Source organism: Enterobacter sp. BIDMC 26 (genome assembly GCF_000534435.1).
Classification (GTDB): Bacteria; Pseudomonadota; Gammaproteobacteria; order Enterobacterales; family Enterobacteriaceae; genus Enterobacter; species Enterobacter ludwigii.
Genome location: NZ_KI973182.1, coordinates 4957130 through 4983972, shown reverse-complemented (window position 1 = coordinate 4983972; position 26843 = coordinate 4957130). Strand labels below are relative to the sequence as shown.

At 53.8% G+C, this 26843-nt stretch carries 26 protein-coding genes; 8 read left to right on the top strand and 18 right to left on the bottom strand.

The annotated features are described in order from the left end of the window. Nucleotides 1-143: 143 nt before the first annotated feature. Nucleotides 144-710, bottom strand: coding sequence for a D-glycero-beta-D-manno-heptose 1,7-bisphosphate 7-phosphatase (gene gmhB / locus L462_RS00295; protein ID WP_032679647.1), 567 nt, complete (start codon nt 708-710; stop codon nt 144-146). A gap of 188 nt (nt 711-898) precedes the next feature. On the opposite strand from gmhB, the gene metN reads away from it, so the two are divergent. The 6 genes from metN to proS all read left to right on the top strand — a co-directional run bounded on the left by metN (nt 899) and on the right by proS (nt 6475). Then, entirely contained in the window at nt 899-1930 is a 1032-nt protein-coding gene (gene metN / locus L462_RS00300) for a methionine ABC transporter ATP-binding protein MetN (protein WP_014168731.1), read from the top strand. After that, nucleotides 1923-2576, top strand: a complete 654-nt coding sequence (locus L462_RS00305; RefSeq protein WP_014168730.1) for a methionine ABC transporter permease MetI — start codon at nt 1923-1925, stop codon at nt 2574-2576. Before metN ends, L462_RS00305 begins: the two co-directional genes overlap by 8 nt. 40 nt (nt 2577-2616) lie before the next feature. Then, complete coding sequence (gene metQ, locus L462_RS00310) at nt 2617-3432, top strand: methionine ABC transporter substrate-binding lipoprotein MetQ (protein ID WP_014168729.1); 816 nt, start codon at nt 2617-2619, stop codon at nt 3430-3432. 106 nt (nt 3433-3538) lie between these two features. Continuing rightward, complete coding sequence (gene rcsF / locus L462_RS00315) at nt 3539-3943, top strand: Rcs stress response system protein RcsF (protein WP_014168727.1); 405 nt, start codon at nt 3539-3541, stop codon at nt 3941-3943. Further along, nucleotides 3940-4644, top strand: a complete 705-nt coding sequence (tsaA, locus tag L462_RS00320) for a tRNA (N6-threonylcarbamoyladenosine(37)-N6)-methyltransferase TrmO (protein WP_032679646.1) — start codon at nt 3940-3942, stop codon at nt 4642-4644. The genes rcsF and tsaA overlap by 4 nt, the downstream gene beginning before the upstream one ends. A gap of 112 nt (nt 4645-4756) precedes the next feature. Next, nucleotides 4757-6475, top strand: a complete 1719-nt coding sequence (proS, locus tag L462_RS00325) for a proline--tRNA ligase (RefSeq protein ID WP_014168725.1) — start codon at nt 4757-4759, stop codon at nt 6473-6475. 53 nt (nt 6476-6528) lie between these two features. On the opposite strand, the gene nlpE is transcribed toward proS, so the two are convergent. Genes nlpE through L462_RS00340 form a run of 3 tightly spaced genes read right to left on the bottom strand, consistent with a single transcriptional unit; the run spans nt 6529 to nt 8225 of the window. Further along, entirely contained in the window at nt 6529-7227 is a 699-nt protein-coding gene (nlpE, locus tag L462_RS00330) for an envelope stress response activation lipoprotein NlpE (protein WP_014168724.1), read from the bottom strand. 33 nt (nt 7228-7260) lie between these two features. After that, entirely contained in the window at nt 7261-7683 is a 423-nt protein-coding gene (gene arfB, locus L462_RS00335; protein WP_020882624.1) for an alternative ribosome rescue aminoacyl-tRNA hydrolase ArfB, read from the bottom strand. Beyond that, nucleotides 7680-8225 carry a YaeQ family protein gene (locus L462_RS00340; RefSeq protein WP_014168722.1) on the bottom strand — a complete coding sequence of 182 codons (546 nt, stop codon included), beginning with the start codon at nt 8223-8225 and terminating at the stop codon, nt 7680-7682. Before L462_RS00340 ends, arfB begins: the two co-directional genes overlap by 4 nt. Nucleotides 8226-8421: 196 nt before the next feature. On the opposite strand from L462_RS00340, the gene L462_RS00345 reads away from it, so the two are divergent. Both L462_RS00345 and rof read left to right on the top strand, forming a co-directional pair. Then, nucleotides 8422-8622: a YaeP family protein gene (locus tag L462_RS00345; protein ID WP_014168721.1), complete on the top strand. Its 201-nt coding sequence runs from the start codon at nt 8422-8424 to the stop codon at nt 8620-8622. Next, a complete protein-coding gene (gene rof / locus L462_RS00350) occupies nt 8609-8869 on the top strand; it encodes a Rho-binding antiterminator (RefSeq protein ID WP_014168720.1) in 261 nt (86 codons plus the stop codon). Before L462_RS00345 ends, rof begins: the two co-directional genes overlap by 14 nt. 28 nt (nt 8870-8897) lie before the next feature. Here the strand turns inward: rof and tilS are convergent, their stop codons facing one another. The 14 genes from tilS to cdsA all read right to left on the bottom strand — a co-directional run bounded on the left by tilS (nt 8898) and on the right by cdsA (nt 26831). Further along, the gene (gene tilS, locus L462_RS00355; protein WP_032679645.1) at nt 8898-10184 is read right to left on the bottom strand and encodes a tRNA lysidine(34) synthetase TilS; all 1287 of its coding nucleotides are present in this window, start codon (nt 10182-10184) and stop codon (nt 8898-8900) included. Nucleotides 10185-10241: 57 nt separating this feature from the next. Then, nucleotides 10242-10631: a VOC family protein gene (locus tag L462_RS00360; RefSeq protein ID WP_014168718.1), complete on the bottom strand. Its 390-nt coding sequence runs from the start codon at nt 10629-10631 to the stop codon at nt 10242-10244. A gap of 65 nt (nt 10632-10696) precedes the next feature. Then, nucleotides 10697-12829 (bottom strand): lysine decarboxylase LdcC, encoded by a 2133-nt coding sequence (locus L462_RS00365; protein ID WP_014168717.1) that lies wholly within the window; start codon nt 12827-12829, stop codon nt 10697-10699. 100 nt (nt 12830-12929) lie between these two features. After that, a complete protein-coding gene (gene accA / locus L462_RS00370) occupies nt 12930-13889 on the bottom strand; it encodes an acetyl-CoA carboxylase carboxyl transferase subunit alpha (RefSeq protein ID WP_014168716.1) in 960 nt (319 codons plus the stop codon). Nucleotides 13890-13901: 12 nt separating this feature from the next. Next, on the bottom strand, nt 13902-17384 hold the full coding sequence (gene dnaE, locus L462_RS00375; protein WP_032679644.1) for a DNA polymerase III subunit alpha: 3483 nt from the start codon (nt 17382-17384) through the stop codon (nt 13902-13904). 38 nt (nt 17385-17422) lie between these two features. Next, nucleotides 17423-18019, bottom strand: coding sequence for a ribonuclease HII (gene rnhB, locus L462_RS00380; protein ID WP_032679643.1), 597 nt, complete (start codon nt 18017-18019; stop codon nt 17423-17425). Further along, the gene (lpxB, locus tag L462_RS00385) at nt 18016-19164 is read right to left on the bottom strand and encodes a lipid-A-disaccharide synthase (RefSeq protein WP_014168713.1); all 1149 of its coding nucleotides are present in this window, start codon (nt 19162-19164) and stop codon (nt 18016-18018) included. Before lpxB ends, rnhB begins: the two co-directional genes overlap by 4 nt. Next, entirely contained in the window at nt 19164-19952 is a 789-nt protein-coding gene (gene lpxA / locus L462_RS00390; RefSeq protein WP_032679642.1) for an acyl-ACP--UDP-N-acetylglucosamine O-acyltransferase, read from the bottom strand. The genes lpxB and lpxA overlap by 1 nt, the downstream gene beginning before the upstream one ends. Nucleotides 19953-19955: 3 nt before the next feature. Beyond that, nucleotides 19956-20411, bottom strand: coding sequence for a 3-hydroxyacyl-ACP dehydratase FabZ (gene fabZ / locus L462_RS00395; RefSeq protein WP_010426706.1), 456 nt, complete (start codon nt 20409-20411; stop codon nt 19956-19958). 103 nt (nt 20412-20514) lie between these two features. Continuing rightward, the gene (gene lpxD, locus L462_RS00400) at nt 20515-21540 is read right to left on the bottom strand and encodes a UDP-3-O-(3-hydroxymyristoyl)glucosamine N-acyltransferase (protein ID WP_014168709.1); all 1026 of its coding nucleotides are present in this window, start codon (nt 21538-21540) and stop codon (nt 20515-20517) included. Between the two features lie 3 nt (nt 21541-21543). After that, a complete protein-coding gene (gene skp, locus L462_RS00405; protein WP_020882619.1) occupies nt 21544-22038 on the bottom strand; it encodes a molecular chaperone Skp in 495 nt (164 codons plus the stop codon). Nucleotides 22039-22160: 122 nt separating this feature from the next. Further along, complete coding sequence (gene bamA, locus L462_RS00410; RefSeq protein WP_014168707.1) at nt 22161-24578, bottom strand: outer membrane protein assembly factor BamA; 2418 nt, start codon at nt 24576-24578, stop codon at nt 22161-22163. A 31-nt stretch (nt 24579-24609) separates the two neighbouring features. Next, nucleotides 24610-25962 carry a sigma E protease regulator RseP gene (rseP, locus tag L462_RS00415; RefSeq protein ID WP_032679641.1) on the bottom strand — a complete coding sequence of 451 codons (1353 nt, stop codon included), beginning with the start codon at nt 25960-25962 and terminating at the stop codon, nt 24610-24612. 11 nt (nt 25963-25973) lie between these two features. After that, nucleotides 25974-26831, bottom strand: a complete 858-nt coding sequence (cdsA, locus tag L462_RS00420; protein WP_032679640.1) for a phosphatidate cytidylyltransferase — start codon at nt 26829-26831, stop codon at nt 25974-25976. Nucleotides 26832-26843: the final 12 nt, after the last annotated feature.

Genomic DNA, 26843 nt, shown 5'->3' with positions numbered 1-26843 from the left:
TTTTTTCTCTTCAACCGACCGGGTTAACTGTGAAGTGATTCACATCTGCCGTGTCGATGGAGGCGCATTATAGGGTGCCACCGAGGAATGACAAGCGGAAATATGCATTTTTATTTCGACCGCTCACCTTTTCACCAAAAAGGCTATTTTTGGTGCTTTTTAATCTCTTTTGGCAGCTCTGCCAGGCTATTAATCACCCAATCCGCGGCACTCTCTGCTTCAGGGGTCACAGGTTTGCCGGTGCGCACAAGTATTTTAGTCCCCACACCTGCGGCGATTGCTGCCTGCATATCTTCCAGTTTATCGCCCACCATATAAGAAGCAGCCATATCGATATGCAGGAATTCCTGCGCAGAGATAAACATTCCCGGATGCGGCTTGCGGCAATCACACGTCTGGCGAAACTCTTCTACAGTTCCCTGCGGGTGGTGCGGGCAATAGTAAATGCCATCAAGTTCGACACCGCGGTCAGCCAGCGACCAGTCCATCCATTCCGTCAGCGTCTCGAATTGCGCCTCGGTGAATTTTCCACGTGCGATACCGGACTGGTTGGTCACGACCACCAGCGCATAGCCCATCTCTTTCAGCTGGCGCATGGCATCGATAACGCCCTCGATAAACTCGAACTCATCAATCTCGTGGACATAACCGTGATCCACATTGATAGTGCCATCACGATCGAGAAAAATTGCGGGTACTGATTTTGCCACCGGTTTGCTCCTGAAAAAGGCATGTACAGCTAGTATCTCATGAATCGCAGCGCAATAAAGTGCTCATCGTACAGAGTTGGATTGATTTAGACGTCTGGATGCCTTAACATCCGTTTTGTTTACGGTCATCACCCGTATCTGGCAGAAGAAAATGCCACGGCTAACTTACATACGATAAAAATAATCTAATGATTAAACTTTCCAATATCACCAAAGTGTTCCAGCAGGGGAACCGAACCATTCAGGCGCTGAACAATGTCAGCCTGCATGTTCCTGCTGGTCAAATTTATGGCGTCATTGGCGCATCGGGTGCAGGTAAAAGTACGCTGATCCGTTGTGTTAACCTGCTTGAGCGCCCAACCCAGGGTCGTGTAGAAGTAGGCGGGCAGGAACTGACCGCCCTTTCAGAGAAAGAACTGACGAAAGCACGCCGCCAGATTGGCATGATCTTCCAGCACTTTAACCTGCTGGCCTCCCGTACGGTGTTTGGCAACGTTGCCTTGCCGCTGGAACTGGACAACACGCCAAAAGAAGAAGTTAAGCGTCGCGTAACCGAACTGCTGGATCTCGTTGGACTGGGTGATAAACACGATAGCTACCCGGCAAACCTGTCCGGTGGACAAAAACAGCGTGTGGCCATTGCCCGCGCGCTGGCAAGTAACCCGAAAGTGCTGCTGTGCGATGAAGCCACCAGCGCATTAGATCCCGCCACTACGCGTTCCATTCTGGAGCTGCTGAAGGACATCAACCGTCGCCTCGGCCTGACCATTCTCCTTATTACACATGAAATGGACGTGGTGAAACGCATCTGTGATTGCGTCGCGGTAATCAGCAACGGTGAGTTGATTGAGCAAGACACGGTCAGCGAAGTGTTTTCCCATCCGAAAACCCCACTGGCACAACAGTTTATTCAGTCCACGCTGCACCTGGATATTCCGGAAGATTATCTGGAGCGTTTAAAAACAGAATCGACCGCGGACAGCGTCCCGATGCTGCGTATGGAGTTCACTGGCCAGTCCGTCGATGCACCGCTGCTGTCCGAAACCGCGCGCCGCTTTAATGTGAATAACAACATCATCAGCGCGCAAATGGATTACGCCGGTGGCGTGAAGTTCGGCATCATGCTGACGGAAATGCACGGCACACAAGCAGAAACCCAGGCGGCCATTGCCTGGCTGCAAGAACATCACGTAAAAGTAGAGGTACTGGGTTATGTCTGAGCCGATGATGTGGCTGCTGGTTCGCGGCGTTTGGGAAACGCTGGCAATGACCTTTGTATCAGGCTTCTTTGGTTTTGTGATTGGTCTGCCGGTCGGCGTGCTGTTGTATGTGACGCGCCCGGGACAAATCATTGAGAACGCGAAGCTGTATCGCACCCTGTCTGCACTGGTGAATATCTTCCGTTCTATCCCGTTCATTATTCTGCTGGTGTGGATGATTCCATTTACCCGTGTGATCGTGGGAACGTCTATCGGTTTGCAGGCAGCCATCGTTCCGCTGACCGTAGGAGCTGCGCCGTTTATCGCCCGTATGGTGGAAAACGCCCTGCTGGAAATTCCGACCGGTTTGATCGAGGCTTCCCGCGCGATGGGGGCAACGCCAATGCAGATCGTGCGTAAAGTCCTGCTACCTGAAGCGCTGCCAGGGCTGGTGAATGCGGCAACCATTACGTTGATTACTCTGGTGGGTTATTCCGCGATGGGCGGTGCCGTTGGCGCCGGCGGTTTAGGCCAGATTGGCTACCAGTACGGCTATATTGGTTATAACGCTACCGTAATGAATACCGTTCTGGTATTGCTGGTTGTGCTGGTTTACTTAATCCAGTTCTCTGGCGATCGCATCGTCCGGACTGTTACTCACAAATAACGTTACACACAACACAAACTCGACGAGTTAAGGATATAACATGGCGTTTAAATTAAAGACCTTTGCAGCGGTAGGCGCGCTGATCGGCTCTCTGGCACTGGTGGGTTGCGGTCAGGACGAAAAAGATCCAAACCACATCAAAGTGGGCGTTATCGTGGGTGCAGAACAGCAGGTTGCTGAAGTCGCGCAGAAAGTCGCGAAAGAGAAGTATGGTCTGGACGTTGAGCTGGTGACCTTTAACGATTACGTTCTGCCGAACGAAGCGCTGAGCAAAGGCGATATCGACGCCAACGCCTTCCAGCACAAACCTTACCTGGATCAGCAGATCAAGGATCGCGGCTATAAACTGGTGGGTGTGGGTAACACCTTTGTTTACCCTATTGCCGGTTACTCCAAGAAAATTAAATCTCTGGACGAACTGCAGCCAGGCTCTCAGGTTGCCGTCCCTAACGACCCAACCAACCTTGGCCGTTCCCTGCTGCTGCTGCAGAAAGTGGGCCTGATTAAACTGAAAGACGGTGTTGGCCTGCTGCCAACCGTTCTGGATGTCACCGAGAACCCGAAAAATCTGAAAATTGTTGAGCTGGAAGCCCCACAGCTGCCACGTTCTCTCGACGACGCGCAGATTGCCCTGGCCGTTATCAACACCACGTACGCCAGCCAGATTGGCCTGACGCCAGCGAAAGACGGTATCTTCGTTGAAGACAAAGACTCCCCGTATGTAAACCTGATCGTGACTCGCGAAGACAACAAAGATGCGGAAAACGTGAAGAAGTTCGTACAGGCTTATCAGTCTGACGAAGTTTACCAGGAAGCCAACAAAGTGTTTAACGGCGGCGCTGTTAAGGGCTGGTAATCTCACCTCAGTGTAATATCATCAAGACGGGCTTATGCCCGTCTTGTCATTTGTGCAGTCAACTGATTCAATATCTGACGTTTTGATTATCCATTGAGGAATTATTATGCGTGCTTTACCGATCTGTCTTTTAGCACTCATGCTGAGCGGCTGTTCTATGCTAAGCAGATCTCCTGTTGAACCTGTCCAAAGCACGGCAACCCCGCCAAAAGCAGAACCCGTAAAACCGAAAGCGCCTCGCCCTGCGCCGGTTCGCATTATTACCAAAGCTGACGAACTCGTGGGTAAACCTTTCCGTGAACTGGGTGAAGTAAGCGGCGAATCCTGTCAGGCTACCAATCAGGACTCTCCACCGAATATCCCAACAGCGCGTAAACGCATGCAGATCAACGCGGCAAAAATGAAAGCCAACGCGGTTCTGCTGCATAGCTGCGAAGTGACCAGTGGAACACCGGGTTGCTACCGTCAGGCGGTTTGCATCGGCTCGGCGCTGAACATTACGGCGAAATGAGTTCATTTCAGTTCGAACAGATAGGCGTTATTCGCTCTCCCTATAAAGAGAAGTTCGCCGTGCCACGCCAGCCAGGTCTGGTCACCAGCGGTGGCGAGCTTCACTTGATCGCGCCCTACAATCAGGCCGATGCCGTACGCGGGCTCGAAGCATTCAGCCACTTATGGATTGTGTTTGTGTTTCACCAGACGATGGAAGGTGGCTGGCGTCCGACCGTACGCCCTCCTCGCCTGGGAGGCAACGCCAGGATGGGCGTGTTTGCGACGCGCTCAACCTTCCGTCCAAACCCTGTCGGGATGTCGCTGGTCGAACTGAAAGGTATACGCTGTCAAAAGGATCAGGTCATACTGGAATTAGGCAGCCTTGACCTGGTTGATGGCACGCCGGTTATCGATATCAAGCCGTATCTCCCCTTTGCCGAAGCGTTACCCGACGCCCGCGCAAGCTATGCACAGGAAGCACCGCAGGCAGATATGCCTGTTCACTTCACGGCTGAGATAACCACGCAGCTTGAGCAGCTGGAAACACGCTATCCCCGCCTTCGTGACTTTATCACCGAAGTGCTGGCTCAGGACCCCCGTCCGGCCTATCGTAAAGAAGAGGACGCCGGGAAAACCTACGCCGTCTGGCTGCTGGATTTTAACGTTCGCTGGCGCGTGACCGGGGCAGGTTTTGAAGTGTTTGCCCTTGAACCCAGGTAATTTTGTCCTCCTCTCTTTTGGCATCTTTGCCACACTGGTAAACTAAACCACTTTTTTTGTCTCAGGCTGGTGTTTCAGCCTGTTCCAATCGTCGAAATGGAACCGTAACAACATGCGTACTAGCCAATATCTGCTCTCCACTCTGAAGGAGACGCCTGCCGACGCCGAAGTGATCAGCCATCAGCTGATGCTGCGCGCCGGGATGATCCGCAAGCTGGCCTCCGGGTTATATACCTGGCTGCCGACCGGCGTGCGCGTCCTGAAAAAAGTCGAAAACATCGTGCGTGAAGAGATGAACAACGCCGGTGCTATCGAGGTGTCCATGCCTGTGGTTCAGCCCGCTGACCTGTGGCAGGAGAGCGGCCGTTGGGAGCAATATGGCCCTGAGCTGCTGCGTTTCGTTGATCGTGGCGAGCGTCCATTCGTCCTCGGCCCAACGCATGAAGAAGTCATTACCGACCTGATTCGTAATGAGCTGAGCTCTTACAAACAGCTGCCGCTGAACTTCTTCCAGATCCAGACCAAGTTCCGTGATGAAGTTCGCCCACGTTTCGGCGTCATGCGCTCACGCGAATTCCTGATGAAAGATGCTTACTCTTTCCATACGTCTCAGGAATCGCTGCAAGAGACCTACGACAAAATGTACGAGGCTTACAGCAAAATCTTCTCCCGTATGGGGCTGGATTTCCGTGCTGTGCAGGCTGATACCGGTTCTATCGGCGGAAGCGCGTCTCATGAGTTCCAGGTTCTGGCTCAGAGCGGCGAAGACGATGTGATCTTCTCTGACTCTTCTGATTACGCCGCGAACATCGAGTTTGCAGAAGCGCTGGCCCCTAAAGCGCCACGTGCTGCTGCAACCGAAGAGATGACGCTGGTTGATACACCTCACGCAAAAACCATTGCCGAGCTGGTTGAGCAGTTCAACCTGCCCGTCGAAAAAACGGTAAAAACCCTGCTGGTGAAATCCACCGAAGGTAGCGCGTACCCGCTGGTTGCCCTGCTGGTGCGTGGCGATCACGAACTGAACGAAGTGAAAGCTGAGAAGCTGCCTCAGGTTGCCAGCCCGCTGACGTTCGCAACGGAAGCGGAAATCCGTGCCGTCGTGAACGCAGGTCCTGGCTCTCTGGGCCCGGTGAATATGCCGGTTCCGGTGGTTATTGACCGTACGGTAGCCGCAATGAGCGACTTCGCCGCTGGCGCTAACATCGACGGTAAACATTACTTCGGCATCAACTGGGATCGCGATGTCGCGACGCCGGAAGTCGCTGATATCCGTAACGTGGTGGCAGGCGATCCAAGCCCGGACGGCCAGGGCACCCTGATGATCAAACGCGGTATCGAAGTGGGCCACATCTTCCAGCTGGGGGATAAATATTCCCGCGCGCTGAATGCCGCCGTTCAGGGGGAAGATGGCCGCAACCAGATCCTGACCATGGGTTGCTACGGTATCGGTGTGACGCGTGTGGTTGCAGCCGCCATTGAGCAAAACTACGACGAACGTGGCATCGTCTGGCCAGACAATATCGCCCCGTTCCAGGTGGCTATTCTGCCAATGAACATGCACAAGTCTTACCGCGTGCAGGAGCTGGCCGAAAAACTTTACTCCGAGCTGCGCGCTCAGGGTATCGAAGTGCTGATGGATGACCGTAAAGAGCGTCCAGGCGTGATGTTTGCCGATATGGAACTGATCGGTATCCCGCACACCGTAGTCATCGGCGACCGTAACCTCGACAGCGACGACATTGAATACAAATACCGTCGCAGTGGTGAAAAGCAGATGATCAAGACTGGCGACATTCTTGATTACCTGGTGAAAGCCATCAAAGGTTAACGTTAAACAAAAAACCCCGCTCAGGCGGGGTTTTTTAATGGGCCGATATCGGCTTATTTGCTGTTACAGTCTTTGCCCGCAACAAACTTCGCGTCTTTATCTGCCACCAGCGTTTTCACCAGCTCTCCGCTGTCCGGGTTCGGCTCCAGCGTAAAGTGACCATCTACCGTCAGCAGGACTGGCTTGCTGTCATTGCCACGCGCAACAGCGTAATCACGCTCCAGCTGCGCATTGTTCGCCACGCTGATTTTCTTGCCGGTGGCGCAGTCGGTAAAGATCGCCGCATCCGCCATATAGAAATACATCCCACGCATTGGCATTGGCGTTGCAGGCAGGGCCGCTTTCACCGGGGCCAGCGTATAGTTGAACTGGGACTCAATCGGATTGCCTTCGCGGTCGAGCATCTCCATCCCTTCACCTTTGGCGCGGAAATAGGTTTTCTCACCGGTGGTATCCGTCAGTACCAGCTTCTCAGCCGTACGCGCCCATGTCCCGTAGCTCGCAAAGGAAGATGGTTCTTTCGCCCCCTGATAACGCTGGTTCATAACCCAGGTACCGTCTTTCTGCAGGAACAGTGACGTTTCAATGCCCTCGCAGTCGGCACACGGTAAAACGCCGCGCCAGCTCTGCTGCATTGGTTTTAACTCTTCATTCTGCGCAGGCTGCACGACCTGCGTTTCAGAACGGTTGTTACACCCGAAAAGCGCAAACAGCGTACTCACTGCCAGCGCTGACAATAATGCTTTTTTCACAATGAATTCCTTATGAAATTGTGTTCCTTTTCGTCACTCCGTAGGGCGACGAACTTTACCGCGTAGTGCTTTCACTGTGGATTTTTGGGCCTTCGACGATAGCCGACGCTCTTTCGATGCGCGGGTCGGTCGCGTTGCCCGACGGCTTTTTTGCACTGCCGTTAGTTCTTTAATCATCGACACCAGTCTGGCAATCGCCGCTTCGCGGTTCAACTCCTGGCTGCGGTACTCCTGCGCTTTAATCACAATCACGCCATCACTGGTGATCAGATGATGGCTGGCAGCGAGCAGGCTTTCTTTGTAATACTCTGGCAGGCTGGAGGCCCGAATGTCAAAGCGCAAATGGATAGCCGTTGAAGCCTTGTTAACGTGCTGTCCACCCGCCCCCTGAGCACGGATGGCGGTGATCTCCAGCTCATTGTCAGGGATGCTAACGTTTCGGGACAAGACAATCATGGCGCTGGCTGCCACGCCGTCAAATGAATTTCCAGATTATTCTGAGAATCAGAAAGCCAGATAGCGCCGTCCTGAATTGTGGCCTGCAGGACCATCGTCCGGCTGGCAAACTCGCTCAGCTTCGCCAGCTGCTCATCGTCCAGATACCAGACGGTAAGGTTGGCAAACTGCCCGCACTTGCTCTTGCTTTGCTGCCACCAGATTTCCGCAGCACGTTGATTATACGCGAATAACGCCACGTTAGCGGACTGCGTGCAGGCCTTTTTAATGCGGCGCTCATCCGGCAGACCGAGTTCAATCCATAAATCGATACCCAGATGATCGTTGTGCAGCCAGGCCTCTGGCTCGTCCTCAGCGCTTAAGCCACGGCTAAATTGCAGACGCTCGTCAGCATACTTTATCCACGCCAGCAGGCGCAGCATCATGCGCTCCTGGGTTTCAGAGGGGTGGCGTGCCAGAGTGAGTGACGCATCCAGGAACTGGTTGCGGTCAAGATCTGCCACATTGACCACAGCTTTATAAATTGTCGCTTTCAGCGCCATGAGAGAACTCCTTTCGAATCAGGCGCACATTGTAGCGAAAAAGGAATAAAAAGGCTGTTCCCGGGTGAACATTCACCGGCTATCAAGGCGCTGATATTGCTTAAATGAGTATGGTATAGTCACCTTGCTAAACCGAGTTTATCTTCGTAGGCTTAATGATATCTCACAGTAAGTCAGTGCGCTGGCGGGAGGGGATGTGAATAATTATTGTGAGTTAATTCGCAAACGGTATGCGGAAATCGCCAGCGGAGATCTGGGGTATGTCCCGGACGCGTTGGGCTGTGTATTGAAAGTGCTTAATGAAGTGGCCTCTGATGAGGGCCTTTCAGAATCGGTCAGGGAAAAAGCAGCGTATGCTGCGGCGAATTTACTGGTGAGCGATTATGTCAATGAATGAAACTTATCAACCCATCAATTGTGATGACTATGACAACCTCGAACTCGCCTGCCAGCATCATTTAATACTGACGCTGGAGTTAAAAGATGGCGAAGTGTTGAAGGCAAAAGCCAGCGACCTGGTTTCGCGAAAGAATGTGGAATATCTGATAGTGGAAGATGCCGGGGCGACGCGTGAGCTACGTCTGGACAAAATTGCCAGTTTCAGCCACCCGCAAATCGGCACCGTTGTGGTGAGCGAATCCTGATGACACTAACGGGCAGCCCGGCTGCCCGTTACGCTTTCCACTCAAACTGCATGCCCGTTTCTGCCCACCCCTCTTGCGTAATGAATACCCCTGCTGCAGCAATCAGCGTTTCACCGTAGAAAAGTAGCGGCGTGGTATCGCGTCGCCAGGGCGGCACATTGCTCTCCTGCCAGATTTTCTTCAGCTTCCGCCCTCCGTTGCGCCCGACAATATGCAGCAGACCGCCCGCCTTAAAGCGCACGGTGACCGGCTCCCCGGGTTCAGGCAGACGTACATGGCCGGTTGGCACCAAAGACACACGACCGGCATCACAGGGCAACAGCAGCGGTTCCGCAAGCGACGGCCAGTCGAGTACCCTGTCGGCGAGCGAGGGAGATGATTTAACCCACCAGAGCGCCCCTTTATAGCGTCTGACGTCGAAACCGTTCAGGTGCACACACGGCGTAGCATCTTCCCGCGCCAGGGCGACTTCATCCCAGAAACGAGCCAGCATTGCCCGCGACGGCATAGCGGCACCGTGAGAGGCCAGCCAGCGTCGTAACAATGCGGCCCGACGCGCCGGGCTCATCGCTTCCAGCGGTGCGATGGTAAGCGATCCCTGCGCGGAAATCAGTTCCGCCAGCTCTTCGCTCAGCAGCTCATCCAGCAGACTCTCCTGTTCAGCGCACAGCATGGCGCTGCGTGCTGCCGCTTCTGCAAAGTGCGGCCAGCGTTCGCTCAGAAGCGGTACGACACGCAGACGCAGGAAGTTACGGTCATAGCGGTCATCCTGGTTGCTTTCATCTTCAATCCAGCTCAGCTCGTGTTCCCGTGCCCACGTTTCCAGCGAGGCTCGCGTCTCGCCAAGCAGTGGGCGAAGGAGGTGCGATCCGGCGAAATCAGCCCGTTCTGGCATCGCGGATAATCCCGCCGGGCCGCTTCCTCGTTTGAGGGCCAGTAATAACGTCTCGCACTGGTCATCGAGATGCTGCGCCGTGACCAGCGCTTCGTCAGGCTGTAATTCAGCGGCAAAAGCGGCATAGCGTGCTTTACGCGCCTGCGCCTCAATGCCCAGCCCCTCATCCTGGAGATGTACACGTTCAACAGTCAGCGGGATCGCCCATGCCGCACACACCGCCTCGCAGTGTGCCACCCACGCATCCGCGTGCGGGCTTAACCCGTGATGAATGTGCATCGCCCGAAGCTGAATATCAGGCTCGTTGTCACGCCAGAGTTTGAGACGGTGGAGCAAAACGGTGGAATCCAGGCCACCGCTAAACCCCACCAGCAGCTGGCGGTACGGTGAAACGGCTTGAGCAATCGCGGGTAGGGTCATAGAAAATCACATATAAAAATGCCCGAACTGAGCGGGCATTATCACACAGGGTGGAAATTACTGCTGGTAAAGCTCCAGCGGAAGGCCATCCGGATCGTTGAAAAAGGTAAAACGCTTGTCGGTGAACGGGTCGATACGAATCGCTTCGCACTTCACGCCGTGGGTTTCCAGATGTTTTACGGCGCGATCAATGTCGTCGACGCTAAAGGCAAGGTGGCGCAGGCCGCAAGCTTCCGGGCGGGACGGACGTGCTGGCGGAAAAGGAAAAGAGAACAGCTCAATCACATATTGCCCGTTTAAAGCGAGATCGCCTTTCCAGGAGTCACGCTCCTCACGATACGCCTCGCTTAACAACGTAAAGCCCAGAATATCGCAGTAGAAGGCCTTACTTTTTGCGTAATCGGTGGCAATGATCGCAATATGGTGAACCTGTTTTAAACCCAGCATAGCTTCTCCTTTTTATGATGCCTGAACGTTACAACCGACAACCCGGGCCTGGCAAGCTGTCGCCCTTATTTTAGGACTCGCACCCAGTAAACCCCTTGCTCATCGCGCTTCGCCCCGTGAATATCAGTCTCAAAGCCCGGATAGTGGCGCCCCACTGAGCAGAGCATCAGCAGAAAATCGAGCACCGCCCGACTCTCTTCGGTGATCATCTCCCCCGGCATCAACAACGGTACGCCCGGCGGATAAGGCAGGATCATGTTAGCCGACACGCGCCCGACCAGATTTTCCAGCTCAACGGTTTCAACCTCCCCTTTCACCTGACGTTGCCAGGCCTTGTGTGGGGTCAACTTCATCTCCGGCAGCACGTCAAACGCCTGCAGCATCAGGCGCGGCAGATCGTGCTGACGGATCAGCCGATGGATCCCCTGAGCCAGATCCTGAATGCGCATATTGCGGTAGAAGTCAGGATCTTCAGCATAAAGATCCGGCAGCATATTTTTCACCCGCAGGTTGAGATCGTAAGCGCGCTTAAACTCCATCAGTCCGCGCAATAAGCCCATCGCACGGGTTTTATCTATCCCAATACTGAACAGGAACAAGAGGTTATACGGGCCGGTTTTCTCCACCACTACGCCACGTTCATCAAGGAATTTTGCCACCAGAGCAGCAGGAATGCCTTCGTCACTCATCGTGCCTTGTTCGTCCATCCCCGGAGTCAGGATCGTTACCTTCACCGGGTCGAGGAACATATGGTCGGCGTCGGCATCGCGAAAACCGTGCCAGCTCTCGCCAGGTGAGACAGGCCAGCACTCGGCCTCATCAATCTCTTCGGGTTGCCAGATATCGAAGAACCAGCCGTCTGCTTCATCTTTAAGCCGCTGGACTTCTTTACGGAAATGCAGCGCCCGCTCCACAGACCGATTGATCAGACGCTTGCCCGGATTCCCGCGCAGCATTGCCGCCGCCGTTTCAATAGAGGCCACCAGCGGATAGCTTGGCGAGGTGGTGGTGTGCATCATAAAGGCTTCGTTAAACGTCTCTTCGTCGTACTCGCCTTTGATGTGAATAAGCGAGGCCTGAGAAAACGCGGCCAGCATTTTGTGCGTCGACTGCGTTTCGAAAAACACTTTGCCCGGCACGCGCTCACCGCTCATGCCGCTTTTTCCCGCGTAAATCGGGTGAAAGTTGGTGTATGGCACCCACGCGGAGTCAAAGTGGATCGACGGGACATCCAGCGTCTGCTTAATCCAGTTGGTGTTATAGAGCAGACCGTCATAGGTGGAGTTAGTGATGACCGCATGGATCGGCCAGCTTGCCCCCGGGATCGCCGCGACCTTATGTTCAATCGCGGCGTGGCTAAATTCACGACGCGGGATCCCGCCGAGGATCCCAAGCGCGTTTCGCGTCGGGGAGAGCCATAACGGCACGACATCGCTCATCATCAGCAGATGAGCCAGCGACTTGTGGCAGTTACGGTCAATCAGCAAGGTGCTACCGGCGGGTGCGGCGTACATTCCGACGATTTTGTTTGATGTCGAGGTGCCGTTGGTCACCATATAACTCTGCTCGGCCCCAAAAGTCCGGGCAATGTATTCTTCAGCTTCCAGGTGCGGTCCGGTGTGATCGAGCAGCGATCCGAGTTCAGTGACGGAAATCGACACGTCCGCTTTGAGCGTGTTGCCCCCGAAGAAATCATAGAACAAACAACCCACCGGGCTTTTTTGATAGGCCGTCCCTGCCATATGGCCTGGCGTGCAGAAGGTGTATTTGCCTTCTTTGACGTAAGTAAACAGCGCGCGGGTAAACGGTGGCGTGATGTTATCGAGATATTCACCGGTGTACTGTTGAATACGGGTCGCAATATCTTCCGCGACACCGAGTGAGTATTCAAAGAACCACAGCGCCATTCGCATATCATGAGCGCTCACGTCCATTGTCGAGTGGGTATTAATAAAAGCGTACAGCGGGAGATATTCGTTCAGCTTATTGATATCGCTGCACAACTCCATGTCGTACTCGTCCCAGTCGAAGATCACGCCACAGATGCGAGGGTTGTGCTCGATAAATTTCAGCAGGTCGGCGCTATTGTGCGGCCAAATCAGCTGGTACCCACGGGACTGAAGGGCGTGCTCCAGCTCCTTAATGGGCTCGTCTTTATAAAAGACGCCGTGCGGCCCCATAATGGCGATGATGTTCACGGTTTACCTCCTTGAAAAACATTAGCTAAGCATAGTTAAGGTAAACGGCAGGCATAAAAAAAGCCGCAACAATGTGCGGCTTTTAGGATAATTGTGAAGCTTACGCGTAACCGTAGGTCATCAGACGCTGGTAACGACGGTTGAGCAGATCTTCTGTGCTCAGGACATCCAGGTCCGCCAGGTCTGCCAGCAGCTGCGCTTTCAGGGAAGCCGCCATCACTTCCGGCTTACGATGCGCGCCACCCAGAGGTTCAGGGATCACGGAGTCGATCAGCTTCAGCTCTTTCAGACGTGGGGCAATGATGCCCATCGCTTCTGCAGCCAGAGGCGCTTTATCGGCGCTCTTCCACAGAATAGAGGCACAACCTTCCGGGGAGATAACGGAATAGGTGCTGTACTGCAGCATATTCACTTTATCGCCCACGCCAATCGCCAGCGCACCACCGGAACCCCCTTCACCGATAACGGTACAGATGACCGGCACCTTCAGGCGAGACATCTCGCGAAGGTTGCGTGCGATGGCTTCTGACTGGCCACGCTCTTCCGCGCCCACGCCAGGATACGCACCCGGGGTGTCGATGAAGGTGATGATTGGCATCTTGAAACGCTCAGCCATCTCCATCAGACGCAGGGCTTTACGGTAGCCTTCTGGTGCCGGCATACCAAAGTTACGGCGAATTTTCTCTTTGGTTTCACGACCTTTCTGATGACCAATGATCATCACCGGGCGCCCGTCCAGACGTGCGATGCCGCCGACGATAGCTTTGTCGTCAGCGTAAGCGCGATCGCCTGCCAGTTCGTCAAATTCGTCAAACGCCAGGCGGACATAATCCAGGGTGTACGGACGCTGTGGATGACGCGCCAGCTGGGCGATCTGCCATGCGCCGAGATCGGCAAAGATTTTGCGCGTCAGTTCTACGCTTTTCTCACGCAGACGATGCACTTCTTCATCGATGTTAATATCCAGTTTTTCATCCTGACGGCTTACCGCTGTCAGAGAATCGATTTTCGCTTCCAGCTCAGCAATCGGCTGTTCGAAATCAAGGAAATTCAGACTCATAGTATTCCTGTATTAGTCAAACTCCAGTTCCACCTGCTCCGAACCAATGAGGCCACGGAGATCGTTAAGTAAACGATCGCTCGGAGAGACACGCCACGTTGCACCAAAGCGCAACCGCGCACGTGCATCCGCCCTCTGATAGTAGAGATGTACTGGAATTGTCCCCGAGCGGTGGGGTTCCAGAGACTGACGGAGTCGGTTTAAAAGCTGGTCATCAATTTGCCTGTCCGTCAGCGAGATAGCAAGCCCGCGAGCATATTTTTCCCGGGCTTCGTCAATGTCCATCACTTCGCGGGCGGTCATTTTAAGCCCCCCACTGAAGTCATCAAAGCTGACCTGTCCGCTGACGATAAGTATGCGGTCTTTTTCCAGCAAATGCTGGTATTTATCCAGCGCGTCGGTGAACAACATCACCTCCAGACGCCCGGAACGGTCATCCAACGTACAGATGCCGATACGATTGCCGCGCTTGGTGACCATAACCCTTGCAGCAATCACGAGCCCCGCAGCCGTGGTGATTTTACCACGTTCTGTCGGATGCATGTCTTTCAGCCTGTAGCCTCCGACATAGCGCTCAATTTCTTTGATGTACTGGGTGATGGGGTGCCCCGTCAGGTATAAGCCTAACGTTTCACGCTCTCCATCCAGCACCACCTGTTCTGGCCACGGCTGGCAGCTGGCATAAGACTGCTCTATCTGCTCTGGCTCTTCCGCCAGTACGCCAAACATATCCGCCTGACCGATCGCTTCCGCTTTGGCGTGCTGATCAGCCGCTTTCAGCGCATCGCCGAGAGAGTTCATCAGCGCGGCGCGATGCGGCCCCAGCCTGTCGAACGCGCCGGACATGATCAGTTTTTCGAGCACGCGTCGGTTCAGTTTTTTGGTGTCCGTACGGGCGCAAAGATCGAACAACTCGCGGAAATAACCGCCGTTGTTACGCGCTTCGAGGATTGCCTCAATCGGGCCTTCACCCACGCCTTTTATCGCGCCAATCCCGTAAACAATTTCCCCGTGCTCGTTGACGTGGAAATGATAGAGACCGGAGTTGATATCCGGCGGCAGGATCTTAAGCCCCATGCGCCAGCACTCATCGACCAGACCAACCACCTTCTCGGTGTTGTCCATATCGGCAGTCATAACCGCCGCCATAAATTCAGCAGGATAGTGCGCTTTCAGCCACAGCGTCTGGTAAGAGACCAAAGCATAGGCAGCAGAGTGGGATTTGTTAAATCCGTACCCGGCGAATTTCTCTACCAGGTCAAAGATTTTGATCGCCAGCTCGCCATCAATACCGTTTTTTCTTGCGCCTTCTTCGAAAGTGCCGCGCTGCTTGGCCATCTCTTCCGGCTTTTTCTTACCCATCGCACGACGCAGCATGTCCGCGCCGCCAAGGGTGTAGCCAGAGAGCACCTGGGCAATCTGCATAACCTGTTCCTGGTACAGGATAATGCCGTAGGTTGGCTCCAGAACGGGCTTCAGGCACTCGTGCTGCCACTGCACATCCGGATAGGAAATCTCTTCACGCCCGTGCTTACGGTCGATAAAGTTATCTACCATCCCTGACTGTAGCGGGCCCGGACGGAACAGGGCCACCAGTGCGATCATATCTTCGAAGCAGTCAGGCTGCAGGCGCTTAATCAAATCTTTCATGCCGCGGGATTCAAGCTGGAAGACGGCGGTGGTCTCCGAGCGCTGCAGCATGTCGAAACTTTTCTTATCATCAAGCGGGATGGCCGCGATATCCAGCGGCGGCTCGCCATTCTTCTCGCGACGGGCGTTGATCATCTCCAGCGCCCAGTTGATGATGGTGAGCGTACGCAGACCGAGGAAGTCAAACTTCACCAGCCCGGCGTATTCGACGTCGTTCTTGTCAAACTGGGTGACCGGATGCTGGCCCGTTTCATCGCAGTATAGCGGCGCAAAATCGGTGATTTTGGTCGGCGCGATAACTACCCCACCCGCATGCTTACCGGCGTTACGCGTGACGCCTTCCAGCTTACGGGCCATGTCGATCAGCGCTTTAACTTCTTCATCGGCTTCGTAGATTTCTGGCAGCTGTGGTTCAGCTTCAAACGCTTTTGCCAGCGTCATACCTGGGTCAGGTGGAACCAGTTTAGAGATACGATCGACAAAACCGTACGGATGCCCCAGTACACGGCCAACGTCGCGAATAACCGCTTTCGCTGCCATCGTACCGAAGGTAATAATCTGCGATACCGCGTCGCGGCCGTACATGTCCGCCACGTGTTCAATAACCTGGTCGCGTTTCTCCATGCAGAAGTCGACGTCAAAGTCGGGCATCGAGACACGTTCCGGGTTAAGGAAACGTTCGAACAGCAGGTCAAATTCCAGCGGGTCGAGGTCGGTAATTTTGAGTGCATAGGCCACCAGCGAGCCCGCACCGGAGCCACGCCCCGGTCCAACCGGTACGCCGTTATCCTTCGACCACTGGATAAACTCCATAACGATCAGGAAGTAGCCCGGAAAACCCATCTGGTTGATCACCTGGAGTTCAATATCCAGGCGCTCGTCATATTCTGGACGACGCTTTTTACGCTCTTCTTCATCCGGGAAGAGGAATTCCAGACGCTCTTCGAGGCCTTCTTTTGACTTCATGACCAGGAAGTCTTCCGTGGTCATGTCCCCGGTCGGGAACTGCGGCAGGAAGTATTCGCCAAGGCGCACGGTGACGTTACAGCGTTTGGCTATCTCTACGCTGTTCTCCAGCGCTTCCGGGATATCGGAGAAGAGTTCGCACATCTCCTCTTCATTGCGCATGTACTGCTGCGTCGAGTAGTTGCGCGGACGTTTCGGATCGTCAAGCGTGAAGCCATCATGAATCGCGACGCGAATCTCATGCGCGTCAAAATCGCCAGGCTCAAGGAAACGCACGTCATTGGTTGCCACCACGGGCAGGCCGCGTTCTTCAGCCAGCGCAACCGCGGCGTGCAGGTAACTCTCTTCGTCCTGCCGACCGGTGCGGATCAGCTCAAGGTAGTAACGATCCGGGAAATGTTCTTCATAGAACGACACGCACTGATCCACCAGCGCACTGTTGCCACGCAGCAGACATTTGCCGACATCACCCATACGGCCGCCGGAGATCAGCAGCAGCCCGTCGTTCAGCTCAGCCAGCCAGTCCCGGTCAATCCACGGCCCCAGTGCGCCATAGCCGCGCTGATAGGCTTTGGAGATAAGCAGAGTCAGGTTTTGATACCCTACGTTATTCATCGCTAACACGGAGATTTGCGTCAATTCATCGCCGATAAGATCGCTTTGGACGTGAAAATCCGCGCCAACGATGGGTTTCATCCCCGCGCCATGTGCCGCTCCGTAGAACTTCACCAGGCCACACAGGTTGGTAAAATCGGTGATCGCCAGCGCAGGCATGCCAAGCGAGGCCGCCTTTTTTACCAGCGGCCCGGTCTTCGCCAGCCCATCGATCATGGAGTAGTCGCTATGCACCCGCAGGTGTACGAAACGTGGTTCAGCCATCTTCAGATTCCGCGTTACTTAATTGCTTGCGTATTGATTCAGGACACCAGTCCCAGCGCGCGTTTCACCGGGCCAAAGCTGCGTCGGTGATGTTCAGTTGCGCCATGTTCAGCCAGCCTTTCCAGATGAAAGGCCGTTGGATAACCCTTATGCTGGGCGAAGCCATACTGAGGGTAAGTGAGGTCCAGCGCGGCCATTTCGGCATCACGCGTCACTTTGGCAATGATAGAAGCCGCACTGATTTCTGCGACCCGGCTATCGCCTTTCACCACCGCCATTGACGGCATCGGCAACGCAGGGCAGCGGTTTCCGTCAATCAGGACATACTCCGGGGCAATTTTCAGACCCGCCACTGCACGCTGCATCGCCAGCATAGTGGCATGCAAAATATTGAGTTCGTCGATCTCATGCGGCTCTGCACGCCCCAGGCTCCAGGCCAGCGCCTTTTCCTGAATCTCACTAAACAGCGCCAGACGGCGCTTTTCAGACAATTTTTTAGAGTCGTTTAACCCGATAATCGGGCGAGCAGGATCGAGGATCACCGCAGCGGTCACCACTGCACCCACTAACGGGCCACGACCGACTTCGTCCACACCCGCCACGAGGTGGGTGTGAGGATAAATAAATTCCATCATTTTGCTAACTCCAGCACCGCTTCAGCCGCTTGTTCATCGGCATTACAGCGGATCTGCTGATGCAGTTCGCGGAACGTATCATGCATCTGGTGGCTGGTTTTGCCGTCGGCCAGTAGCGGTAACAACGCATCGGCCAACGCCTGCGGCTCGCACTCATCCTGCAGAAGCTCTTTCACCAGCTCGCGCCCGGCAAGCAGGTTTGGCAGAGAGACATAGTCCGTTTTCACCAGACGTTTCGCCAGCCAGAAGGTGAACGGCTTCATGCGATAGCCTACCACCATCGGGCATTTCGCCAGCATACACTCCAGCGCAGCGGTGCCCGAGGCCAGCAGTGCGGCGTCGCTTGCGACCATCGCCTCACGGCCCTTCCCGTCCAGCAGATGAACATGGAGATCCGGAGCAACCTCCGCCTTGATGCGCTCAAACTGCTCGCGACGTTTTGCATTCACCAGCGGCACAACCACTTCGAGGTCAGGATAGGTCTTGCGAAGGATTTGCGCCGTTTTCAGGAAGTCCGCGCTGAGCATCTCGACTTCTGCACCACGGCTACCAGGCAGCAGTGCCAGACAGTGCGCATCATGAGAAATACCCAGCACATCGCGCGCCGCGTTTTTATCCGGATCCAGCGGCATTGCATCCGCCATGGTATGACCGATAAAACGGCACGGGACATTAAATTTGTCGTAAAACGCTTTTTCGAAAGGCAGAAAAGCCAGCACCAGGTTGGTTGACCGTCCGATTTTGAAAACGCGTTTCTGTCGCCACGCCCAGACAGACGGACTGACATAATGAATGGTTTTGATGCCCTTCTGCTTCAGATTCCCTTCGAGGGTAATGTTGAAATCCGGTGCATCGATACCGACAAACACATCGGGTTTGAGTTCGGTAAAGCGACGGGTGAGATCGGCTCGAATGTGCAGCAGACGACGCAGGCGACCCAGCACCTCAACGATGCCCATCACAGCCAGCTCTTCCATTTCATACCAGGCTTCACAGCCTTCGGCCTGCATCAGCGGGCCAGCAACGCCTACAAAGCGCGCATTGGGTACCCGGGCCTTGAGCGCACGGATAAGACCTGCACCAAGAATATCGCCGGAGGTTTCTCCGGCGACCAGGGCTATCGTAAGCGGACGACTGTCGACCATTAACGAATCAGACCCCTTGTGGAACGGTCAAAGAACGTCATGAACTCGTTCACTTCAGGGTGCTTTTCCGCCAGCTCGACAATTTCCGGCTTCGCCTCTTCCAGCGTTTTACCGCTACGGTACAACAGTTTGTACGCGTTGCGGATTGCAGTAATCGCTTCGCGGCTAAAGCCACGACGCTTGAGGCCTTCGATGTTCACGCCAAACGGCGTGGCATGGTTACCCTGCGCAATGACGAACGGTGGGACATCCTGCGCCACACCGGAGCATCCGCCGACCATCACGTGTGCACCAATGATGCAGAACTGATGGACTGCGGTCATGCCGCCAATAATTGCGAAATCATCTACCGATACGTGTCCTGCCAGCGTTGCGTTGTTGGCAAGAATACAGCGGTTACCTACCGTACAGTCGTGCGCGATATGCGCATTAACCATAAACAGGTTGTCGCTGCCCACCTTCGTCAATCCACCACCCTGTACTGTTCCACGATGAATGGTGACGCTTTCGCGAATGCGGTTACGATCGCCGATTTCCAGACGGGTCGACTCACCAGCATATTTAAGATCCTGGTTTACTTCGCCGATGGAAGCGAACTGATAGATCTCGTTATTGCAGCCAATAGTCGTATGACCATTCACGACAACGTGAGATTTCAGTACTGTACCCTCACCAATTTCGACATGGGGTCCAACAATACAAAATGGGCCAATATGGACGTTAGCACCAATGATGGCACCGACTTCCACAATGGCGGTAGGATGAATAAAGGCGGATTTATCAATCACGTATCAAGACTCCCGGCTACGAGCACACATCATAGTCGCTTCGCAAACAACTTTGCCATCAACCAGAGCTACGCCTTTGAAGCGAGTCAGGCCGCGACGCGTTTTTTCAAAAGTGACTTCCATGATCATCTGATCACCAGGCACGACAGGACGCTTGAAGCGCGCTTCATCGATACCCGCGAAGTAGTACAGCTCACCCGGCTCCAGTTTGCCCACGCTTTTAAACGCAAGAATACCGGTAGCCTGTGCCATCGCTTCCAGAATCAACACACCCGGGAAGATAGGTTTACCCGGGAAGTGTCCCTGGAAGAACGGCTCGTTCACGGAAACATTTTTCACTGCGCGCAGAAAACGACCTTCTTCAAAATCCAGCACACGGTCTACCAGCAAAAACGGGTAGCGGTGCGGCAGAAGTTCTAAAATCTCTTCAATATGCAGAGTATGAGTGTCAGTAGTCAAAATACTCTTCCTGTCAAAATGTACTGATAAAAATAATAACACGGCCTGCCGGTTTATAAGAAAGCCGACAGGCCGGGGAATATAGCATTAAACGGATGAACGCTTAGTCTTGTTGATCGATTTTGCGCTCAAGAGACTTGAGTCGCTTGCTCATATCATCAATATTCATCACCAGAGCAGCTGTTTTACGCCATACCTTGTTGGGTTGCAGCGGGATGCCAGAGGAATAGACGCCAGGTTCGGTGATAGGACGCATTACCATGCCCATTCCTGTCACGGTCACCTTGTCGCATATTTCCATATGGCCATTAATCACGCTCGCACCGCCGATCATGCAGTAACGGCCAATTTTCAGGCTGCCCGCCATGATAACGCCACCCGCAACCGCGGTATTGTCGCCAATCACAACGTTATGCGCAATCTGGCACTGGTTATCGATGATAACACCATTGCCAATAATCGTATCGTCAAGTGCACCACGGTCAATGGTGGTACAAGCACCGATCTCAACACGATCGCCGATAATCACGCGACCAAGCTGTGGGATCTTAACCCAATTACCACGATCGTTAGCGTAGCCAAAGCCATCAGAACCAATCACTGTGCTGGACTGAATGAGGCAATTTTCGCCAATTTCTACTTCATGGTAAACAGACACGTTGGCCCATAAACGGGTCCCGGCGCCGATTTTCGTATTTTTCCCAACGAAGCAGCCTGGGCCAATGACAACGTTATCGCCCAGCACCACGCCAGATTCGATAACGGCATTTGCGCCAACTGCCACGTTGTGACCAAGCTGAGCCGTCGGATCAATCGCTGCACTGGCAGCAATGTCCTGCGCCGGCTGCGGCGTGGAATCAAGAATTTGTGCCATGCGTGCATACGTCAGGTAGGGATTTTTCACTACCAACGCGCTTCCAGTGGCAAACGGAAGATCGTCCTGCGTCAGAACAACAGCTGACGCCTGGCATTGAGCCAGTTGCTCACGGTACTTAGGGCTTACCATGAAGGTAATAGTGCCGGCTTTAGCAGATTGCATGGACGCAACAGCGGTGATGACGAGATCGCCATCACCGTGTAATTCTGCATCCAACTGCTGAGCTAAATCAGCCAGTCGAATTGAAGGCATTACTTATTTAACCTGTTTCAGAACATCAGCGGTGATGTCTTTAACATCGCTGCTGTTGAAAGCAACGGCATTCGCATCAACAACCAGATCGATGCTCTGATCGGCAGCAACTGCTTTAACAGCAGTCTGAATGCGAGTCACCAGCTTGCCACGCTCTTCGTTAGAACGACGCTGACGATCCTGCTCGAAAGCCTGCGCTTTCTGGGAGAATGTCTGACGCTGAGCCATTACGTCTTTTTCCAGCTTGCTACGGTCGCTCGCTTTCATGGTAGAACCATCACGCTGCAGACGCTGCATTTTGGACTGAAGATCGTTTTCCATACCCTGCAGTTCGCTTGCACGGCCTTTGAATTCGTTTTCCAGCGTCGCAGAAACACCAGTTTTCTGTGCAACCTGCTGGAACAAATTACCCATGTTGACGATTGCAATTTTGTCTGCTGCCTGAGCAGAGGTTGCCATCGCTAAACCGAGACCTGCAGCTAATAACCACTTTTTCACAATTAACTCCTTACCATCCCATTGGCACCAGAAGGTACCGTTCTTTGCGTGGCAAGGCGATCGTGTTACCGATCGCCAGTTGTCAGCGCTACACTGCCAACGCATTCCATTGCAGCGGATTATTACCAGGTTTTACCAATGTTAAACTGGAATTGCTCCGCTTTGTCTCCATCGTATTTCTTAAACGGCTGGGCGTAAGAGAAGACCAACGGCCCCAGCGGTGACATCCATTGTAATGCGATACCTGCAGACATGCGAATATTGCTCGGATCGCTGTAGTCTGGTACGCCTGCCGCACGCATCTGGGCAGTATTCTCCCAGTTGGTATCCCATACAGTACCGGCATCCCAGAAGATGGATGTACGGACTGAGTTTGCGTATTTATCACTGATGAACGGCGTTGGTGTGATGAACTCCAGGCTGGCAACGGCCATGGCGTTACCGCCCACCGCATCATCAGAGCTACAGACTTCAGAAGACGACGATTTATTACAGTTATCGGTGTCGTTACCGCCGTAATAGACCGCTTTCGGACCAATGTTGTTGGACTGGAAGCCACGGACGGTGCTGGAACCACCGGCGTAGAAGTTCTCATAGAATGGCAGTTCTTTGCCACCTAAACCATCGCCATAGCCCCAACGGGTACGACCCAGGACGACCCACTTGTGGTCGTCATCAATTGGGAAGTAGGACGCGGTGTCCAGCGTTACCTTGTAGAACTCGTTATCAGAACCCGGAACGGTCACTTTACCGTTCAGGTTGACACGAGAACCTTCCGTCGGGAAGTAACCGCGGTCGAGACGGTTATAGGTCCAGCCATAGTTGAAGGTGAAGTCATCAGCAGCAAAGCCGTTGTTGTCCCCATTTTTACTGGTTGACTGGCCAATAGAGTCCAGATAACGCCACATCGCCACCTGCGGTTGCATGTTGGACAGGTCGTTATGCACATAACCTAAACCAGCGCGCAGCGAGTTGTATTCGTTAACCGGGAAGCCGAGCGTGCCATCTACACCGTAGCTCTTGTTGGTGTAAGAAGACAGATCCGCGTCATCTGCTTTAAAGTCGTTATAGAAGATACGACCGCCCAGGCTCACACCATCTACGGTGAAGTATGGGTTGGTAACAGAGAACTCAGAGTAGGTCTGGTAGTCGTTTTTGGTACCGTTGATACCTACGGAGTAACCCGTACCCAGCCAGTTATCCTGCTGTACGCCGACCTGGAAGCTGACGCCACTTTCAGTACCGTAGCCCACACCGAAGTTAAAGCTACCGGTGTTACGCTCTTTGACTTTATAAACGACATCAACCTGATCCGGGCTGCCCGGAACACGCTGGGTATCGGTATCAACCGTTTCGAAATAGCCCAGACGGTTCAGACGCTCTTTACCCTGGTCAACAAGGTCGCTACCTAACCATGCGCCTTCCATCTGACGCATCTCGCGACGCAGGACAGAATCTTTAGAGGTGTCGTTACCTTCGAAGCGGATCTTACGCACGTAGAAACGGTTACCCGCATCAACGTTAACGTGAAGCTTCACAGTTTTATCCGCGTCGTTGATTTCAGGCTGAGTTTGTACACGCGGATAAGCATAACCATAGCGGCCGAGCAGCTTCTTAATGCTGTCTTCCATTTTGGTCACTTTAGACCCGCTATACAGCTCGCCCGGCTGAATTTTGGTCAGCGATTCGATCTCAGCAGAATGGCCTGCCAGGTTACCACTCACGTCAACACCAGAAAGCTTGTACTGATCGCCTTCTGTGATGTTAATCGTAATGTAGATGCCTTTCTTGTCTGGCGTCAGACTGACCTGAGTCGAGTCGATGTTGAAACGGGCATAACCGCGATCCAGATAGTAGCTGCGCAGGGTTTCAAGGTCGCCCGCCAGTTTCTGCTTCTGGTATTTACGATCGCCCACCACGTTCCACCATGGCACTTCGTCGCGCAGCTGGAACGTAGAGATCAGTTCATCGGTGCTGAACGCGTGGTTACCCACGATGTTGATCTGTTGGATCTTCGCAGAAACACCTTCCTGGAAGACCAGTTTCAGGTCAACACGGTTACGTGGCAACGGCGTCACAACCGCTTTCACGCTGGCACTGTATTTACCCACGCTGTAATAGAAATCTTCCAGACCTTTTTCTATGTCTGAAAGGGTTGTGCGGTCCAGGGATTCCCCCACACGTACGCCAGATGCTTCAAGGTTCTGCTTGAGCATGTCATCTTTCACCGACTTGTTACCGGAGAAGGTGATACTGGCGATCGTCGGACGTTCTTTTACCTGAACCAGAAGCGTATCACCATCGCGCAGGACGCGGACATCCTCGAAGTTGCCAGTGGCAAACAGAGCACGGATGGTGTTACTGATGTCATCATCATTAACCGTATCGCCGGGGCGCACAGGCATACTGAGGAGGGCCGCACCAACGGCGACACGCTGAAGGCCTTCGAAATGAATGTCTTTCACTACGAACCCGTCAGCACCGTATACGGTGGCGCTGCTAAACAGCAGCGACGCTATGAGCAACTTTTTCATCGCCATCGTTATTATGCGTTCTTCCTAACTAACTCTCTTACAACCGAGAGAAATCATTGAAAAGTGCAAGCCCCATTAACAGCACCAGCAAAATCGAGCCAATGCGATAACTAAAGTCTTGAACTCGCTCGGATACCGGCCCGCCTTTTAGCTTTTCAATCGCCAAAAACAGCAGATGACCCCCGTCTAAAACGGGAAGCGGGAACAGGTTGATTATCCCAAGGTTCACGCTAATGAGCGCAAGAAACATGAGATAGTAAATCACCCCGAACTCCGCTGACATCCCAGCCCCCTGAGCTATTGAAATTGGCCCACTGAGGTTGTTCAGTTTCACATCACCGGTTATCAATTTCCCCAACATGTTTACCGTCAGCTTCATCAGTTGCCATGTTTTATCCGTGGCTTCAAGGATGGCGCTGAACGGCCCATACTGGCGTATTGTCTTGTACTCATCTGGCAGCGGGATGACTTTTGGCACAACGCCTGCAAACCCTTCTGCCTTTTTGCCGACCGACTTCGTATCCGGAGTCAGCGTCAGCGAAAGCGGACTGCCCTGCCTTTCAACTTTCAGCGCGAGCGACGTGCCCGGATTATCGCGCACCAGAGTAACAAAGGTCATCCACTCTGTTAATGGTTGACCATCGACTTTAACGATCCTGTCGCCCGCTTGCAAACCTGCTTTGCTGGCAGCCGAGTTTGCCTGTACTTCGGCTAATACCGGCTCAATCTGCGCACCGCGTGGACGAATGCCCAGCGCAGAGACGGGATCTTCTTTGTCTGGCTCGAAACGCCAGTGACGTAAATCGAGCACTTTGTCCTGCCGCTGGTCAGAACCAAACGGCGACACGCTGAATGTTGTCTGCCGATCGCCAATTTTGGCTACCAGCTGCAGACGCACGGCATCCCAATCAGGGGTTTCGATGCCATCAATCGCTTTAAGTTCCATCCCCGGCGTAATTTGCGCACTCGCCGCGATGGAATCAGGCGCAATTTCACCCACAACCGGACGCACGCCAGGCACGCCGATGATAAACACCAGCCAGTAGGCGAAAACAGCAAAGATGAAGTTGGCTACCGGCCCGGCAGCGATGATGGCGGCGCGTTGTCCAACGGTTTTGTTGTTGAATGCGCTGTGTCGTAGCTCAGGGGCAACAGGCTCAACGCGTTCGTCGAGCATCTTAACGTAGCCGCCAAGCGGGATAAGAGCGATGACAAATTCTGTGCCGTGGCGGTCAGTGCGCGTCCAGAGTGATTTACCAAAACCGATGGAAAACCGCTCTACCCGCACACCGCAACGGCGAGCAACCCAGAAATGGCCAAATTCATGCACGGTAATCAGTACACCCAGTGCAACAATGAACGCCGCCAGATTCCAGAGAATGCTCAGCATAAAACCTTCCGTTAAATCGTCCCGAATACCAGTAAAAGCAAGCACGCAAACACTGGAACAGCCGCTGTCAGGCTATCAATGCGATCCAGTATACCGCCATGTCCTGGAATCAGGTGTCCGCTGTCTTTAATCCCTGCTTCACGCTTAAACATACTTTCGGTTAAATCACCGAGTACCGAGGCCAGCGCAGCAAAAATAGAGCACACCAGCAGTATTGACGGTGCCACTTCCAGATTCGCCCAGACGCCATAGCCCCAGGAAATGATTGCTGCCGTAAACAGGCCGCCGATGAATCCTTGCCAGGTTTTGCCCGGAGACACTTTTGGCGCCAGTTTATGTTTGCCAAACAGTTTACCAAACATATAGGCCCCAGAGTCAGCCCCCCAGACGAGAATCATCACATAAAGCAGCCAGATCGCGCCGCTGTAGTGGTTTTCGTCATAGTGCCAGGCGCGCAGTGCGACCATACCCCAGAAAAAAGGAACAATTGTGAGCAGGCCAAAAATAAGACGCAACACTTTTGAATTACGCCAGAATGCCGCGGAACCTGGGTAAAAAAGCACCAGCAGCAGCGCGGCAACCCACCAGCCCAGCGATACCCAAAGGGAACCGGCTACCAGCGGTTGATGAATATCATGGTGATATTCAGGCAAGGTAAACAGCATCAGGGCCAGGATAAAGCCACAGAGTACCGCCAGCCATACCCGCTGAGTGCGTGAGGTAAAGCCGCTAAACTGACCCCATTCCCACGCGGCGAGCATGCAGACCACCAGCGTCAAAATAGCGAATCCCACCGGGGGCAGTAAAAACAGCGCCGCAATGACAATGGGTATTAATACAAAAGCGGAAATCAGGCGATACTTCAGCAAAAGCTACCCCCA